The sequence below is a fragment of the Chloroflexota bacterium genome (assembly GCA_023475225.1).
GTDB lineage: Bacteria > Chloroflexota > UBA6077 > FW602-bin22 > JAMCVK01 > JAMCVK01.
The window spans coordinates 15,976-32,118 of sequence record JAMCVK010000035.1 but is presented as its reverse complement, the minus strand read 5'-3'; the positions used below and the strand labels follow the sequence as shown (position 1 = coordinate 32,118).

The 16,143-nt window shown below is 54.5% G+C and carries 11 protein-coding genes; 7 read left to right on the top strand and 4 right to left on the bottom strand.

Annotation, left to right across the window (positions count from 1 at the left end; all coding sequences use genetic code 11):
- Positions 1-4: 4 nt before the first annotated feature.
- From M1136_08235 to M1136_08220, 4 genes are read right to left on the bottom strand one after another with little or no spacing between them, the layout of a single operon-like run.
- On the bottom strand, positions 5-889 hold the full coding sequence (locus M1136_08235; protein MCL5075620.1) for a glycosyltransferase: 885 nt from the start codon (positions 887-889) through the stop codon (positions 5-7).
- On the bottom strand, positions 879-1,931 hold the full coding sequence (locus tag M1136_08230; GenBank protein MCL5075619.1) for a glycosyltransferase family 4 protein: 1,053 nt from the start codon (positions 1,929-1,931) through the stop codon (positions 879-881). Before M1136_08230 ends, M1136_08235 begins: the two co-directional genes overlap by 11 nt.
- Before the next feature lie 41 nt (positions 1,932-1,972).
- A complete protein-coding gene (locus M1136_08225; protein MCL5075618.1) occupies positions 1,973-4,486 on the bottom strand; it encodes a hypothetical protein in 2,514 nt (837 codons plus the stop codon).
- Positions 4,483-5,499 (bottom strand): glycosyltransferase family 2 protein, encoded by a 1,017-nt coding sequence (locus tag M1136_08220; protein ID MCL5075617.1) that lies wholly within the window; start codon positions 5,497-5,499, stop codon positions 4,483-4,485. Before M1136_08220 ends, M1136_08225 begins: the two co-directional genes overlap by 4 nt.
- Positions 5,500-5,756: 257 nt before the next feature.
- Between M1136_08220 and M1136_08215 the strand changes: the two genes are divergently transcribed.
- The 7 genes from M1136_08215 to M1136_08185 all read left to right on the top strand — a co-directional run bounded on the left by M1136_08215 (position 5,757) and on the right by M1136_08185 (position 16,128).
- Positions 5,757-6,992: a DNA replication/repair protein RecF gene (locus M1136_08215; protein ID MCL5075616.1), complete on the top strand. Its 1,236-nt coding sequence runs from the start codon at positions 5,757-5,759 to the stop codon at positions 6,990-6,992.
- A gap of 2 nt (positions 6,993-6,994) precedes the next feature.
- A complete protein-coding gene (locus tag M1136_08210) occupies positions 6,995-8,626 on the top strand; it encodes a murein biosynthesis integral membrane protein MurJ (GenBank protein ID MCL5075615.1) in 1,632 nt (543 codons plus the stop codon).
- 3 nt (positions 8,627-8,629) lie between these two features.
- Positions 8,630-9,580 (top strand): PhnD/SsuA/transferrin family substrate-binding protein, encoded by a 951-nt coding sequence (locus M1136_08205; GenBank protein ID MCL5075614.1) that lies wholly within the window; start codon positions 8,630-8,632, stop codon positions 9,578-9,580.
- Positions 9,577-11,466 carry a HAMP domain-containing protein gene (locus M1136_08200; GenBank protein ID MCL5075613.1) on the top strand — a complete coding sequence of 630 codons (1,890 nt, stop codon included), beginning with the start codon at positions 9,577-9,579 and terminating at the stop codon, positions 11,464-11,466. The genes M1136_08205 and M1136_08200 overlap by 4 nt, the downstream gene beginning before the upstream one ends.
- Positions 11,467-11,468: 2 nt before the next feature.
- Positions 11,469-12,113, top strand: coding sequence for a response regulator transcription factor (locus M1136_08195; GenBank protein MCL5075612.1), 645 nt, complete (start codon positions 11,469-11,471; stop codon positions 12,111-12,113).
- A gap of 289 nt (positions 12,114-12,402) precedes the next feature.
- Positions 12,403-13,311, top strand: a complete 909-nt coding sequence (locus M1136_08190; protein ID MCL5075611.1) for a 4Fe-4S dicluster domain-containing protein — start codon at positions 12,403-12,405, stop codon at positions 13,309-13,311.
- 12 nt (positions 13,312-13,323) lie between these two features.
- A complete protein-coding gene (locus M1136_08185) occupies positions 13,324-16,128 on the top strand; it encodes a molybdopterin-dependent oxidoreductase (GenBank protein ID MCL5075610.1) in 2,805 nt (934 codons plus the stop codon).
- Positions 16,129-16,143 lie beyond the last annotated feature (15 nt).

Below are 16,143 nucleotides of genomic sequence, written 5' to 3'. Positions count from 1 at the left end.
CCGATCACCTCCTTGATTGCATCGCCTGCCGATCGGCCAGGGCTCTGCTAGCACTCAGGCACCAGGCTATTTTTGACAAAAAGATGATTGGTGAGGTGTACCAGTAAATCCAAAGATGAGGATCACCAAGGAATATTTTCAGCGTCACGTAGGCCGCCACGACTGGAGAAAGGGCGAGTAGCCCCAGGGGGTTTTGGACGATAGACGGCATGCGAAAGATGGGGCCATACTTTAGTCTAACACGCATCGAGTTCTGTCCGCTAACAGATGAATGGGCGAAGACGGATATCGCTGAGCGTCGCTCCGGATAATGGTAAACGACGGCGGTGGGCTCAAAGTAGAGCTTATATCCTGCGCTGGCTATCCTGATGCTCAGGTCCAGGTCCTCGGCAGTGGGTAGGGATTCATCAAAACCTCCGACTGCTAGCAACGCTTCCCGATGTATGGCCAGACTAAAACTGGGTAGGTAAGGGCGTGTACCACGAGGCAAATTGGAAAGGTACTCATGGAAAGTAGCGATGTTGTCGCAGAGGATCCAGAAGTTATCCTTGGTAAGATGCATTGACCCGCTGACAGCGCACGGTTCCTGCCGTAAATGGAACAATAATGCGTCCAGCCATCCCGGTGCAGCGACGCAGTCCGCATCCAGGAATATCACATATTGCCCTACCGCTCGGTCCAGGCCAATGTTTCGCGCCACACTGGGATATACCGACCGCCCTGTTGAAACGAAGGTTATATGATTGTTTGTGTTGATCAAGCCATGACGGTCAAGCCCCACAACGATTATCTCAAAGTTATCCGTTGCCTGGCTCTCGACAGATCTAATGGTCCTGTCAACGATAGGCGAATGCAGATTGGGGATGATGACTGATACTTCAGCGGCCATTATTCTTGTTCCTGATTTCGTCAAAGACCTGCAAATATTGCTCGGCAATGCCAGGCCAGTTGAATCGCCGTTCTACGTATGCTCTTGCCTTTAGCCCCAAGTGTTGGCAACCAGCGTCATCTGCCAGGAGATTCAGGATAGTGTCCACATAGCCAGCTATGTCGGTCGGGTCTAACAGGAGGCCATTTTTGCCAGGTTCGATAACTTCCTGAATGCCCTCCAACCTGGAAGCTACCACGCCTAAGCCGGCCGCGCAAGCCTCCAAGGCCACGATACCAAAGCCCTCGGTATCACCAGCGATGGATATATTCGGCATAACAAAGAGATCGGCCGCCGCATACAAGGCAGGCAGCGTACACTCATCTACCTTCCCCAGCAGGAAAACATGCGAATGCAGGTTATGCGTATCGATTTCCTTAATTATTTGGGCCTGTTCCGGCCCCTCACCAGCTATAAGGTAGATTACATCCATCCGTCTGGCTACTATGCCAGGCAAGATATGCGTCACAAAGTGGCTTATCCCCTTTCGTTTGACCAACCTTCCTACGGTGAGCAACACCTTTACCCCTTTTAATGGCCGTCTGATGATTCTCTCCACTGTCCGTCTAGCCGTTTCCTTAGACATAGCGAATTCGTTGATGTCCACCCCAACAGGGATGACCACACACTGCTCATCAGGGATGCCGCGTTTGAGGCATTCATTTTTGGTATGATGGCTGATACAGACCAACTTGTCCAGTCGGGTTAAGAAATAGGGCATGAGTGTTTGGTAGAGGGGATGAGGGTAGACAAGGTCCAGTCCGTGCACGTTAGCTACCACTGGTACCCTGAACATGCGCTTGAGGATCAATCCTAACGGTGCCAGTATAACATCGCCCAGATGGAGAAGAGTTATCCTCCTATTCAGCAGGGGGGGAATGCTCCTGGCCAGAGCATAAATTAGGAAGGGGGGTAAGAAGAGCTGGGATCCCCCCCAGGCGATGACCTTGCTCTGGCGAACCTTCCCTATCTCAGTGGTCAAGTGATAGCTCAGTTCTTGCATTCCTCCCACCGATGGTGGATATTTGCGTGTAATAAAAAGAATCATTTGTCCACTTTCGTCCCGTACTCTATCTTAAAGATCCAAACGCCGTCATCGTGGTAGATTAAACGATAATGTGGGCTGCTAAGCAACTCCTCTGGCTTAATGATTCCCCCACGTGCGCCGATATAAACATGCGTTATACCTTGTCTCTGGAAAAGGCTCAGGGAATCAGCGGAATCTAAAGGGCCCTCTGTCGCTTTAGCCAAGGCGGCTACTTGGGACTCATGGCGACTCTCCTTCTTTTCTGCAGTATACCGATCAGGGGGCACTGTGTTCTGCCTATCAGCCAGTAAGGGAATCCACCATCCAGCATCGGAACCCACCACTACTGCCCCACCACGGGCGAAGAAGGAATTTACTAAAAATTTCGCCTTTACTGGAGTGTTACTCCTGATCCATTCCATCGCCTTCTCATCTGGACCCAGTACCAGGGCATAGCTCGGATCGAGAAGACTAAGCATATTCTTAGCCCCTAGGAGCGCAACGATGATCAGAGCGAGAGCCAACAGGTGCCGAAGGCGCGGTAGACGGATAGTGATGGCCTCTATAGCCCGACCGGCGAGGAAGCCGATGAGGATGGAAATTGGCAAGTATAGGGCGATGAGGATAGTGAAGTTGTTTATCGCCCCTGTGCCTGGCAATCTCAAGTAACCCGGATTAGCCATAAGAAAAAGAAGGATAACCCAGAGGATGATTAGGATAACCCTACTTTGTCTGAGGAAAATGGACAGCAGAGCGCCAACGATAGCTAGACAAAGCAGATAGGGACTAACGAAAAACCAGAGATCGCCGATGGCATTATACTCGGCCAAGAAGGCTGGACTTGTCTTAGCCGCTATCGCCAGGGAGGAGACGAACTTCGGCAGAAAATTAATCAGAATATTCGCCAACCAGGGAGCCACAAGCACGATAGCTGCTATGGCCATGATCATCCCCCTGATCCACGGTTCGCAGAGAGAGCGCTTATCCTTCATCCGCCTTCGGCGGATCCACGTCACCCAGAGCAAATAAAGCCAAATAAAGGCCACCGAGAACAGAAGCACGCGATAATGAGTAAGGGTCAAACCAGCTAGAAAAACGGCAGCCAAACCTAAACGACGCCAGTCTCGCCCTGGCCACTCGACAGCCTCCATCACACTCACAAGGGCAAAGGGGAGGATCACCTGTCCTGCCAGCTGCGGGTAGCGCCCCCAGTTCACGTAGTACGCCGGCATCAATGAAATTGTTCCAGTGATCAATGCGGCTACCAGACCAGCACGCTTGTCTCCCGTCAGCTTGACCGCAAGTAGATAAGATCCCAACACCGCAAATCCATTCAGAATTTGCCCTACCAGAATCACCATCTCAGTTAGGGGCCGGTCACTGAGCCAGTGGAAGAAAGCTACTACAGCGTGAAAGCCGAAATGATAGGTAAACGAGAACAACGGGGCATACGGTAAATAAGAGTCTGGCACGCTGCCTTTGTCAACAATGAGACGGGCGATCATGGTGTGATGATATGAATCTCCCCACATGGGGGTCATAAGATGGCGCACGACAAGCAATCTAACAACCATAGAGACCAGAAAAATGACCCCCAAAACTGAATAAGATATGATCAGTTCTTCCCTGGACATTGAGGGGAGCTCGTGGGCCTTGTTGCTTTCTATGCTCATCTCGGATTCGAGGGCCATCCCCCTCGTGGCCGAGGTAGGTTTTGGCCGTAGCCGCAGGTTCGCTAGATGATGTCCGGCAACCACGATCGTGCTCGCAGCTATAAGCCCCAGGAGCCAATCTTTGTTCAGCTTCGCCCCAGCCATCGTGGCCATAAACAATAGCAGGGGGATAAGGGCCACACTTAGTCCTATTGAGATGATAAATCGCTCAATAATATCCCTCTGGTACAAAGACAATAAAGAAAGGAGGGCATAACCAGGCAGAACGAAAAGGAGGAAAGCCGATAAAGATAGCTCCCAGTTATCACTCAGACCATGCCAAACGTCGGCCAGGGCCCTCATAGGGCTATATTCGTAGTAAGTGGCGAAGGCCAGATCACCGCTGGTCGGCTCACCGTTCAGGTAACGACTGCCCTCGCCATAAACATCCACTGGGTCGTACCAAACGGTGATAGCATCCCCTGGTCTCGAACGAAGTGACTTTAAATAGAAGAAATAGGACTTACCAGCCGAATCAGGCTGAGGAGGGAAACCGAAGGAGTGGAAGGCGTTGTCTTGGATAGCCGAGGCGTTAACCGTGATGGTGATCAGATCTTTGGGGTCAGAGGGCTTATGTTTGAGGTGGAAGGAGACCTCCTCGGTATTCTGTCTGGCGTAAGTGGCTAAAAGAACGTCAATATGGCTAAGACCGGCGTAATGAGAAACGAAACTCTGTCCAACTTGCTGCGAACCATAGATTTCTCCGACAGGACGCGCCGCGCTACCTTGTTTATTGTCAGTCATACTAATACAACTGGTGATCGTAAGTAAGAGTAAAGGTAGTAGTATGAGCAGAGCCCTGACGGTGATACGCTTCACCGGCCGTCCCCTTCCGGTTTCTCATAGCCTCGAAGGTGACCATATCTCTTGAATACCCTGTCTGGCCTTTCCAGAGGATACATCAAATGCCACATTGCTGTGGGGGATATTTTTCTATTCCGCTGCACCACTCTCCGCTTCCGCCACATAGGAGCAAAGCGAGTCAGAGCAGACAACCTGCCCTGTAAAGGGCGAATATCTCTTCGGGAGAACAAGGCAAAAAGCACGGAACCAAAATCGTAACCCACGATAATTGGCCAGAAAAGCCAAAAATGAGGTGAGGGATAGTTCTTAATTATCGTCCAAATCTTATTGCGTCCTAATAGGTAAGTCTTCAACGATGATCCTTCGCGGGCTGTGGCTGAATGGATGTGGTAGACTTTGGCGGTCGGGACATACAGGCAGCGCCAGCCGGCCAGGCGCGCCCGCCAAGCCAGATCGACATCCTCAAGGTAGGCGAAGAAATCTTCGTCAAATAAGCCGATCCCCATCAGCATCTCGCGGCGATAAAGGGCGGCCCCGGCGCAAGGACCAAACACCTCATATGGCTTGCTATCGTCCGGTGTATCCTCTTCTCCACCACGATTATCCCAGGCGATACCTGCCCGGTCCAGGGCGATGCCAGCCGAGTTGATGATCGCCGGCTGGTGCATAAAAAGCATCTTGGAGGCGCACATGCCAATATCGGGACCTGTTCTGGCAGCTTTGACCAGCTCTGCCAGCCAGGTCTCCTCGGCTTTCGTGTCATTGTTTAACGTAGCTATGTAATCACTACTGCTTTGCTGGATACCAATGTTATTGGCCGCTGCAAAACCTAAGTTCACCCTGTTTCTGATCACCCCCACCTGAGGAAATCTCTCTTCTATCAGATCCAGCGAGCCATCGGTTGAGGCATTATCGATAAGAAGTATCTCAAAGTTGGGGTAGCTTTGTCTTAACACTGAAGAGAGGCATGTCTCGAGATAATCCCTTCCATTCCAGTTGACGACGATTACAGTAACCTTCTCGCTCACTCTATTTTCCCCGAAAGACCATTTATCATCTTAACTTCGAGTGAAATCTCTGCAGAAGTTACAGCGGGGCTACCACAATATAACACAGGAGCACTCCAGCGACAACCGTACCCGAAACTTAGTCGCTAGACCTAAACCTCGGGCCTCTCTTTTCCTTGCCCTCCCCCTGGGTGATTGTTATAATCGCTACAGTGTTTGCTTGGCCAAGGAAGGTACATTTCGGTTTTCCTACACGCTGTAAGATTGAGTCACCTTAAGTGTATTGTAACTATCTTTCGCTGACCAACTTTCGAAACTATGCGCGTTTAGATCTGGAGCTGCCACCACGTGTTACAGTCGTGCTGGGGGGCAATGCTCAAGGGAAAAGCAATCTCTTGGAGGCGATCTACTTCCTGGCCACGACAAAGTCATTCCGAGCCGGTTCAGATCGAGAGCTGGTTAACTGGTTGGCCAATACCGAAGGGACTGCTTTCGCTCGCCTCATTGCCCGTGTACGACGAGGACATATCGTGTTAAATATAGAGATTCTCATTAAAGAGGAAGTTCCCAGGGAGGAACCAGGCCTGGGCCCGGCGCTGATATCTCCGCTCAGAACAACCGTCAAACGCATAAAAGTTAATAATGTGACCAAGCGCGCCATTGACATCATTGGGGAGGTCAATGTGGTTATGTTCTCACCACAGGATATTGATCTTATTCAGGGTGCACCACATATGCGGCGCAGATATCTCGATGTGACCATCTCGCAGGTTGACCCACGCTACGTTCGAACCTTGGCTCACTATAGTAAGGTCTTATTACAACGCAATTATCTTCTCCGGCAGATTCGCGAGCGTCATGGCCGACCAGAGCAATTGCTCTTTTGGGATCAGGAATTGGTAAACGCCGGGTCATACCTGATCTGGCAGCGGTTGGCCGCCGTGGCTAGTCTGAATTCCTTAGCTCATACCATTCATCGACAGCTGGCTGATGGCGAGAGTCTGAGCATACAATATCGGTCCAGCCTGGAATGGTCTGGAGATGAGATTCAGTCGCGGGGGATGGTCGATTCAAACAGTGATAGTGACCTGGGCGAGGATCTAGGCCGACTACGTGAGGCATTCAAGCAGCAGCTAGACTCTTTACAAACAAAGGAGATCGCCTACGGATTGTCCCTCTTGGGACCACATCGCGATGATCTTGTCTTCCTGGTCAACGAGAGGGACATGAACATCTATGGCTCACGAGGACAGCAACGCACGATAGCCTTATCGCTGAAATTAGCTGAGACCCGCTTTATGCGCAGTATGACTGATGAAGAGCCGATTTTGCTGCTGGACGATGTGATGTCAGAGCTGGATGAGGCGAGAAGAAATCATGTTTTAGCCATCATCGGCCCCGAGCAACAGGTGATCATCACCACCACCGATTTGCACCATTTCACCCCGGAGTTCCTGGATCAAGCTGCTCTTTTTCGAGTCGAGCAGGGGATAGTGGAGAGGATAGCTCTATAATTATGACAACCAAGAGGAGGATTGTTACGGCCGCTGGGCTGATAATGTTCGGCAATGTGGTTAGCCGAATCCTCGGCCTGGTGCGGGAGCAGGTTATCGCTATCCTCTTCGGCGCAAGCGGCCTTACTTCTGCCTTTGTGGCTGCTTTGACTGTGCCAACCATGATCTATGACCTGCTGATCGGTGGAGCTATCAGTGCGGCCCTCATCCCCGTTTTCAGCGATTATGCTGAGCAGGAGGATAAGGATGAGCTCTGGCGTGTGGCCAGCATCATCCTGAACTTCGCCCTACTCATCCTGGGGATAGCTACAGTGAGCATGATCGTTCTAGCTCCCCAATTGGTTTGGCTCTTGGCCATCGGGCTAGATCAAGCAACACAAGCAGAAGCACTCCGCCTGATCCGTATCGTCTTACCCTCCGTGATCTTTCTTGGTCTATCGGGCGTGACCACGGCTATCCTTTATGCGCGGCAGATGTTTATTTATCCCGCCTTTTGTGTCGCCGCATTCAACCTCGGCGTCATCGTTTTGGCTGTTGCTCTTGCCCCCATGTTTGGTATAGCAGCCTTAGCCATTGGTGTATTGGCTGGAGCGATCCTGCAAATCATCCTCCAATTGCCCGGACTGCGGGGGTTTCGTTTTTCCTTTTCTCTTAACCTGCGTCATCCTGGGGTGAAGAGGATAGTCAGCCTGTATGGGCCCGTGGCCCTTGGTTTAATAATTTCCCAAATCGGGGTAATCATTGACCGCAACCTCGCTTCCCGCACAGGCGAGGAAAGTATGGCCGTGATGCGCTTTGCGACGACGTTAGTTCAATTCCCTCTTGGGTTGGTGGCGACAGCCACCGCCTTCGCCATCTTGCCTACTCTGTCACGCTTCAGCACAGCGGCGCAAATGTCCGTGAACGGGATCATCGTAACTGAACGTCGGGAGGCGCTAATCAGTCAGAATAGTACCGGCGATTCGTCCTTGGACTCTTACAAGGAGACGCTTGTCTTTGGAATGAAGCTGGCTCTTCTGGCCATTCTGCCGGCTACCATCGGTTTAGTCATGCTGCGTTTGCCTCTCATCCGCCTCCTGTTCGAACATGGGGCCTTCAACGCGGAGGGGACACGACTAACAGCCCTCGCCTTCCTCTGCTATGCCCCGCAATTGCCTTTTGTAGCCATCGATCAATTACTTATCTTCGCCTTCTATGCCCGTAAGAATACTCTTACACCGATGCTCGTCGGTCTGCTGGGTGTCATTGTATACTTAGTTGCTGGACTCAGCCTCATCGGTCCCCTGGGCATGCCTGGGCTAGTTCTAGCTAATACACTCCAAAACTCGCTGCACGCGGTGGTGCTCTTCGCCTTGCTCTGGCGCATCGTCGCTGGGCTTAAGGGGTATGGGTTGACCAGCACAGTGCTTAAATCAGGTCTGGCTGCCCTGTGCATGCCTGTGGTGTACTACCCGCTTGCTCCGGCTTTAGGCAGGCTAGCTAACCCCCAAACGATTGGGGGACAGATAGAGTACGTTGTGTTAGCGATCGCCATGGGGGTCCTAACCTACCTTGTAGCGATCTGGTTATTACGTGTCGAAGAGGCCAGGCTCTTCTGGCGAGCTTTGCGGTCCCGCTTACTGGGTTTGGCCTAGAGGATGATACTTGAAATGGGGTGGAGTATCTTAACGCGAATCGTTTTGTGGCTTAGTGTTATTGCGATAGCCCTTGGCCTGGCAGGGTGTGACATCCGCGAGTCGTCCACCCAGGTTAACCTGGCGCGCGCGGCAGACGCGAACGATTTGGCGCGCCTGCGTTCGATCGGTGATGGCACGCTTTACATCGGTTTTGACCGGCGTTTGGAGCCGAAAGAGGATGTGAAAATGTACATCCCGCTCCTGCGTTATCTCGAACGTACGACTACCTATCGCTTCAAATTGCACCCAACACCCAAAGAAGGTAACGTCGTGGACGACCTGGGACGCGGGACAATTCAATTCGCCATCGTCGGTACCCTAAGTTATCTGCAAGCGCATACTCGATACGGCGCGCAGCCACTGGTGCGCGGTCTCAATGCCGACGGACGTGGCGTGTATCGTGCCGCGATTATCACGCGTCCTACCAGTCCGATTCAAACGCTGGCCAATTTGCGCGGGCGAACTTTTGCGTTCGGCGCGGCAAATTCCACGCAAGGGCATTTGATCCCGCGCATCCTGCTTGATCAGGCTGGCATTCAACTGGGCGACCTGGCTGCTTACGAGTACACAGGCTCGCACGTGGGAGTCGCGAACGCGGTCATCAGTGGACGCTATGATGCGGGCGGCATGCAGGATACCCTCGCGTTGAGTCTAGCGAACCGTGGCCTGGTGCGGATATTCATGCTCTCAATGGACTATCCATCGAGCGGCATCATGGTTGGCCCAGGTGTTGACCCCCATATCGTGGATGCGGTACGCCGGGCGTTGTTAGCGTTTGATCCACTAGGCAAAGACAGCGCGGGGTTGTATCATTGGGAGCGCACAGAAATGCCGCGCGGGTTTATCGGCGCGCAGCACAGCGACTACGCGGAACTACAAGTATGGTCCGAGCGGTTTGGGCTACTCAAATGAAATTCAGCACGCGCATCATTTTGACCACAACCGCGATTATCGTAGTGATGGGACTTTTGACGATGATCTCCATCCACACCGTCGTGCAGAACGCGCTGCGTCGCGAGTCCAGCGATAAAGGTCTCTCGCTTGCCCAGGTGACGGGGGAGAGTGTGGCGAATGCACTCCTCGACGGCAATTGGTTTGTCGTGCAAAATACGTTGGATGATCTCACTGCTAACAATCCGAATCTTATATTTGCCTACGTCATCTACCCCAGCGAAACGCGAGTGATTCACACTTTGCCCACTGGTTTCCCAGCCGACCTGTTGACCGCTAACCGCTTGCCCTTCGACCAACGCGCCAGCCTGCGCCTGCTGGATACCGAACGTGGTCCAGTGCGCGATGTGGCATGGCGCATACTCGATGGACTTGATGCGGAGCTACATCTTGGGTTTAGCGAGCAAGAGATTGTCCGCTTGGTCAATCAGGTGACGCTGATCATTGCCGGCTTGACGTTCCTCGGCGTTCTCGTCGGCAGCGTCGCGGCGTTGGGGCTGGGACGCCGCATCACACGTCCGCTGGAAGGCTTGACCGCGCACGCCTTGCGTTTGGGGCAAGGACACTTGGACAAAACGATAGACACGGCGCGGCGTGACGAAATCGGTGATCTGGCGCGCGCATTCAACCAGATGGCACGCGACCTGCATACGACAATTACCGCGATGCGCCGCCGCAACCGCGAACTGGCCGCGCTAAACGCGGTGGCGACTGCCACGAGTGGCCCGCTGGATGTGCAACAAGCCCTGGAACGCGCCTTGACACAGTCACTCGCCGCGTTGGAACTCTCCACTGGTTGGGTCTTTTTGACCAATGGTGGCCCGCCGCGTCTGGTGACGTGCGTAGGATTACCGGCGCCAGTCACGCACCACGCCCTACCCGGCGGCTTTCCCGATTGTCTGTGTGGTCAGGTGCTGCGCCATGGCGAGCCGATGATGATTCAGAGCTTGGGAGAGAAATGCGCGGCGCAAGGGGGTGTGGGGCTAGACGGTCAGCCACTGCGCTGTCACGCCACCGTGCCCGTAAGGGCCAAAGGAAAAATTCTGGGAGTGTTGAGTGTCGCAAGCGCAGACCCAGAGCAGATTGGCGAAGAAGAAATGCTGCTGCTGGAAGCCGTGGGACGCCAGATGGGGGTTGCGTTGGAGAATGCGCAGCTGTGGGAGGAGCTCGAAGCTAAAGAACGCGTACGGGCCGAGTTGCTTGCCAAAGTCATTCGCGCTCAGGAAGAAGAACGGAAACGCATCGCGCGGGAACTGCACGATCAAACCGGGCAATCGCTCAATGCGCTCGTGTTCGGATTGAAAACCGCCGAAGCCATACTGGAAAGGGACGCGGCACGAGCGGGCGAGGTGGTTGCGCGCTTGAGAAGCGCGGCCGCAGACAGCGTCCGTGAATTGCAGACCACCATCTACGACTTGCGTCCGAGCGTCCTGGACGATTTGGGGTTGATTCCCGCACTGCGCTGGTTTGCCGAAAGTCGTATCCAGGCAAACGGAATTGCCGTCACGTTCGACCTGCGCGGTCCCGAACGGCGCTTGCCCGCAGACATCGAGACTGCGCTGTTTCGCATCGCACAAGAAGCGCTGACTAATGTGATCAAACACGCTAGTGCGCGCCACGTTCACATCGTCCTGGACTTGGGGCCGGAAGGCGTCAGGCTAGAAATCGCGGATGATGGAATCGGGTTTGAAGTCACTCAAGTTTTCGCGGTGCAGGGCGAGAGCGAGCGCGGCCTAGGTTTGCTGGGAATGCGCGAGCGCGCCGAGTTGCTCGGCGGACGGTGGGGCGTCGAGAGCCGTGTAGGGCAAGGCACACGGGTGCACGTGGAGATCCTGGTGAAAAGATAGATATGCCGAACAAAATCAAAATTCTGCTTGCTGACGATCACGCCGTCTTGCGCGCGGGGATCCGCGCCCTTTTGGAAATGCAGCCCGATATGCAGGTGGTGGGTGAGGCAGGCGATGGACTGCAAACGCTGGCGCGAGCGCGCGAACTCCAGCCTGATGTCGTGCTGATGGATATTGGTATGCCGAGGTTAGACGGACTCGCGGCGACGCGGCAGATCTGCGAGACCAGTCCGCACACCCGTGTCCTCATTCTGACCCAACACGAGAACAAGGAATACATTCTCCCCGCCTTGCGCGTCGGCGCGTCCGGCTACGTCCTTAAACGTGCCGAGGGGGACGAATTGCTGAACGCGATCCGCGTCGTTCATGCCGGCGGAATGTTTCTGGATCCCTCTGTCGCCGGCATCGTCGTCGACGACGTCCGCCGTGGCGCCAGCCCAGCTGATCCGTACGAGACCCTTTCAGACCGCGAACGTGAAGTGCTGGTGCTTCTTGCGCAGGGCCAGACGTACCAGCAAATCGCCGAAGCCTTATTCATCAGCGTCAAGACTGTGGATTTTCATCGCGCGAACATTCTACGCAAACTGGGCTTCGCCACCCGGGCCGATCTCATCCGCTATGCGGTGCAGCGCGGGTTGATCCCTTGACCGGACTTGGTTATCTGAACACGCAGTGCCTCGTTACCAAATCCACGTTGAACACATGCAGGATAAACTTCCCTTCTTGCCAGGCCGTGATTAGCTCCACCTCTTCCAGCATACGTAAGTGATGCGCAACGGTTGAAGCGGCACCCTCAACGCCGTAACAACTAGGGAAATCCCTAGTCCACTTCCCCTGGTTTTTCCCAGTTGTTTTCGCTGCCTATCTCCAGTAGCGTATTCAGAGGAAGATTTCTAGATCCATTCCATTGCTCCATATTATCGAAAGGAGGAGCAAATGACGAACATCCCGGAGACGACTGCCCTTGGGACGCTGGACACGGAGGAGCCACGGCGTGATTTTCTGGTCAAATTCGCCAGTGGTGTTTTCGCGGGCTTGGTCGCGCCGGCAGTGCTCGGTGGTGTGACGCCGGTTCAAGCCAAGCCCCCTGCCCAAGCACCAGACCTCGTGCCACTGCCTGATCTGCCGCCAGCCGTCGCAGGTGAAGATCCGATTTTGCGCATGATGCAGGACTTGCGCCGCGCGCTGCTCAAGCCGGTCAATCAACGCCGCTGGTCTATGGCAATTGACTTGCGGAAATGCGTTGGCTGCCAAGGCTGTGCGATCGCGTGTGTGACGGAAAACAAACTCCCGCCTGGCATCGTGTATCGCCCTGTGATGACTGAAACCCGCGGAACCTATCCTAACGTCTCACGCCGTTTTATTCCCCGTCCCTGTATGCAGTGCAAGAACCCACCCTGCACTGATGTATGCCCCGTCAATGCGACCTATAAACGGGTGGACGGTATCATCGTGATCGACTATGAGCGCTGCATCGGCTGCCGGTACTGCTTGACCGCGTGCCCGTACAGCGCGCGCACCTTCGACGCTGGCTATTTCTACAGTGACTTTGAAGGGGGCGATCCCCAACCCTACGAAAAGGTCGCCGCACAAGAGTACAAAACCCCGCGGGTGCGTACGCGCCATGCCTCACCAGTTGGCAACGCTCGCAAGTGCCATTTCTGCATTCACCGCATCGAGCGCGGCGAGTTACCGGCGTGTGTTCTGAGTTGTATGGGGCGTGCCACGTTCTTTGGCGATGCTAACGACGCGCAGAGTTTGGTGAGCAGTCTTATCGGCCAGCCGAACGTGATGCGTCTGAAAGAGGAACTCGGCACGGAACCCAAGTTGTACTATCTGGTATAGCAGGTGACAACAATGAATAATAAAAAAATTTCGCGACGTGATTTTCTAAAAATCAGTGGCCTGGCGGCAGGCGCAGTGACTGGCGTGGGGTTGTTTGAACGCCTGAGCAGCACAGAAGCGGCGCGCCTCTTGGCGGAAACGCCCCAAGTGAGATACACTGCCGATGTGATGTGTCCCGCCGAATGTGGCCTCGCGGTCAACGTGGTCAACGGCGTCGCCTCTGCAATCTACGGCAACCCTTACGTGCCGTATAATGCCGGCACAGTATGTGCCAAAGGCGCAGCCGGTTTGCAAATGGTGTACAACCCCAATCGCATTAAGTATCCGATGATCCGCGTCGGCGAACGCGGCGAAGGCAAATTCAAGCGCGTTAGTTGGGATGAAGCCATCGCCTATATCGCCGACAAACTGACCGCCATCAAGAAGCAGTACGGCCCGGAGTCCGTCATCATGGACGCGGGCGACGTGACCGACCGCGATTGTTACTGGCGTCTTTTCTTCGCCTTCGGCACGCCTCACTGCACTGAACATGGCGCAATTTGTGACACCCCGCGTCGCCACGGACCCAAGTTGATGTTTGGCGGCAAGCGCGTCGAGCCAGACGTGATGCGCCCGGTTCTCTTGCGGCAGGTGGACGGCACACTCAAGAACGATTACACCTACCGCACTAAGTTGATTATCTACGCCGGCTGGAATCCCTTTACCGCCACGCGCATCAATTACGAATCGCGCGGCACCGTGGGCGCGAAGGCAGCAGGAGCCAAGATCATTGTGATTGACCCTGCGCTGTCGAACACCGCCAGCAAGGCCGACCAGTGGATCCCCATTCGCACGGGCACGGATGCTGATTTGTTCGCTGCTATACTGCGCTACATTCTCGAAAACGACAACCCCAAGGATCCATTCCGCCGCTATATTGACTGGTCGTTCAAAGAGTACAGCGAAGGGTGGGATGAATTTGTCGCCGCGTTCAAAGCATGGTGGAACAAAAAAGACCCCATCAACGGCTTGGACTACTTTACCATTGAATGGGTGGCCCAGCGCACCGACATCCCCGCCGAACGCATCGTCGAACTCGCGCATACCTTCGGCATCAGTAAACCTGCCGCACTGGTTTGGGGGATGAACGGGATCGGCCATCACTACAACGGTTACGTTGCCTCCATCCTTGGCACCGCGCTCAATGTCATCACCGGCAATTTTGACGCGCCCGGCGGCGGGATTGACACCGAGATCGTCAAATCGGACAAGGGTGGCAGCGCCACGGGCAAGCAATTCCTCTCGCGCAAGGTCAAGCGTACAGTGAACGACAAGGAAGTCGAAGGCAAGCAGGAAGAATTGCACATGGACGGCCTTGGCGACTGGCCGGCCGCGTGGGACGACGTGGTGGGCGATTATCCACGCCGCTTCCTGGAAGGCGTGACGCTGAAGCAGGGGCCGTTCCGTGGTCACAAATATCCCATCAAGGCATACATTCTGCGCACTGGCAATTCAGTCATTACCGGCTCGAATACGCATAAGTGGACCGAAGCGCTGACGGTGAAAGACGACAAGGGCAACTACAAAGTCGAACTGTCGGTCTACATTGACACGCCGTTCCTCGAACACGGACTTTACGCCGATGTAGTGCTCCCCGAAGCGTCGTATCTCGAGCGGATGAGCCTATCAGACGTGTACCCTTCGCATCCGATGATCTGGCTGCGCGATTTTGTCATCGAGAAGCAGTTCGAGTCCAAGACGCCATTCGACATTATGCTGCTACTCGCCAAGGCGCTGGTGGACCGGGGCGACCCGGATATCAAGGGAAGCGATTTCTGGGAAAAATACAAGAGCGAAGAAGAGTTCTGGACCGAAGCGCTCGCGGGCGCGCCGGGTAAACCAAACATCGGCACACCTCTCCCCTACCCCAACTTGCCTAAAGGATACAAGCTCATCGGCGCTCCGGACAGCCTGGAAGCAGGGCGCGTCAAGATCGACGACGCTAAGAAAGAGATTAAGGGCGAGCCGGTGACGGTGAAATGGCTGCGCGAACACCACGGCGTTGCGGTCTGGCCAATGTCGTGGTATCGCTACGAAGGCGGTGGTATCCTTAAGACCAGTTCCAATAAAATCGAGTTCAAGTGGGATTGGAAGGTAGGCGAGAAGCGTTTTGGGCAATACGCCAAATACAACAAACTGATCGAGGAGAGCGGCAACGTGCCACCCGGCATTGCCGCGCTCGGCTGGACGCGTTACCCCAGCACCTTCTACTGGTTTGAGACGTTGTGGAACCCGTATACTAACCCAGCCTTTACCAAGTACAAGAACGATTATCCGTTCCAACTCATCTCTGGCCGCATCCACCACGCGATGTCCGGCACACAAATGGTGGACTGGTTGGGACGGTTTGTGGTCGAGGATATCTGGTATCCACTCAACGACGAAATCGAATACGACGAAATCCTTGTTGGCCCAGATGGGCCTAAGCCGACCGGGCGACGCGTGAAAATGGCCCGGGGAACCTGGTCCATCGGCGTGATTCAAATGAACCGCGCCGACGCAGACAAACTCGGACTCAAGACTGGCGACTTAGTGGAGTTAGAGACGCCGTTGGGTCACAAGGCGCGGGGTAAAATCCTCGCGGTCGAAACAATCCGCCCCGGCACCTTGCGCGTGGCATTCGGCAGTGGTGGGCGATTCAGCCCCGGTCTGGGCAAGAACTATTACTTCAAGGATGTGACCATCAACCACAATGCCCTGGTGGATCCCGCTGCACTCTCACCGATTATGGGGCAGCCCGCCTATGTGGATATGCTCGTGAAGGTGAAGAAGGTATAGGCAGAGGTGTGATGC

Excerpts from the sequence above, each read along its gene's own strand:
- M1136_08235 (MCL5075620.1), bottom strand. The coding sequence starts at position 889 with ATGGCCGCTGAAGTATCAGTCATCATCCCCAATCTGCATTCGCCTATC.
- M1136_08230 (MCL5075619.1), bottom strand. The coding sequence starts at position 1,931 with ATGCAAGAACTGAGCTATCACTTGACCACTGAGATAGGGAAGGTTCGC.
- M1136_08210 (MCL5075615.1), top strand. The coding sequence starts at position 6,995 with ATGACAACCAAGAGGAGGATTGTTACGGCCGCTGGGCTGATAATGTTC.
- M1136_08205 (MCL5075614.1), top strand. The coding sequence starts at position 8,630 with ATGATACTTGAAATGGGGTGGAGTATCTTAACGCGAATCGTTTTGTGG.
- M1136_08200 (MCL5075613.1), top strand. The coding sequence starts at position 9,577 with ATGAAATTCAGCACGCGCATCATTTTGACCACAACCGCGATTATCGTA.
- M1136_08195 (MCL5075612.1), top strand. The coding sequence starts at position 11,469 with ATGCCGAACAAAATCAAAATTCTGCTTGCTGACGATCACGCCGTCTTG.
- M1136_08190 (MCL5075611.1), top strand. The coding sequence starts at position 12,403 with ATGACGAACATCCCGGAGACGACTGCCCTTGGGACGCTGGACACGGAG.
- M1136_08185 (MCL5075610.1), top strand. The coding sequence starts at position 13,324 with ATGAATAATAAAAAAATTTCGCGACGTGATTTTCTAAAAATCAGTGGC.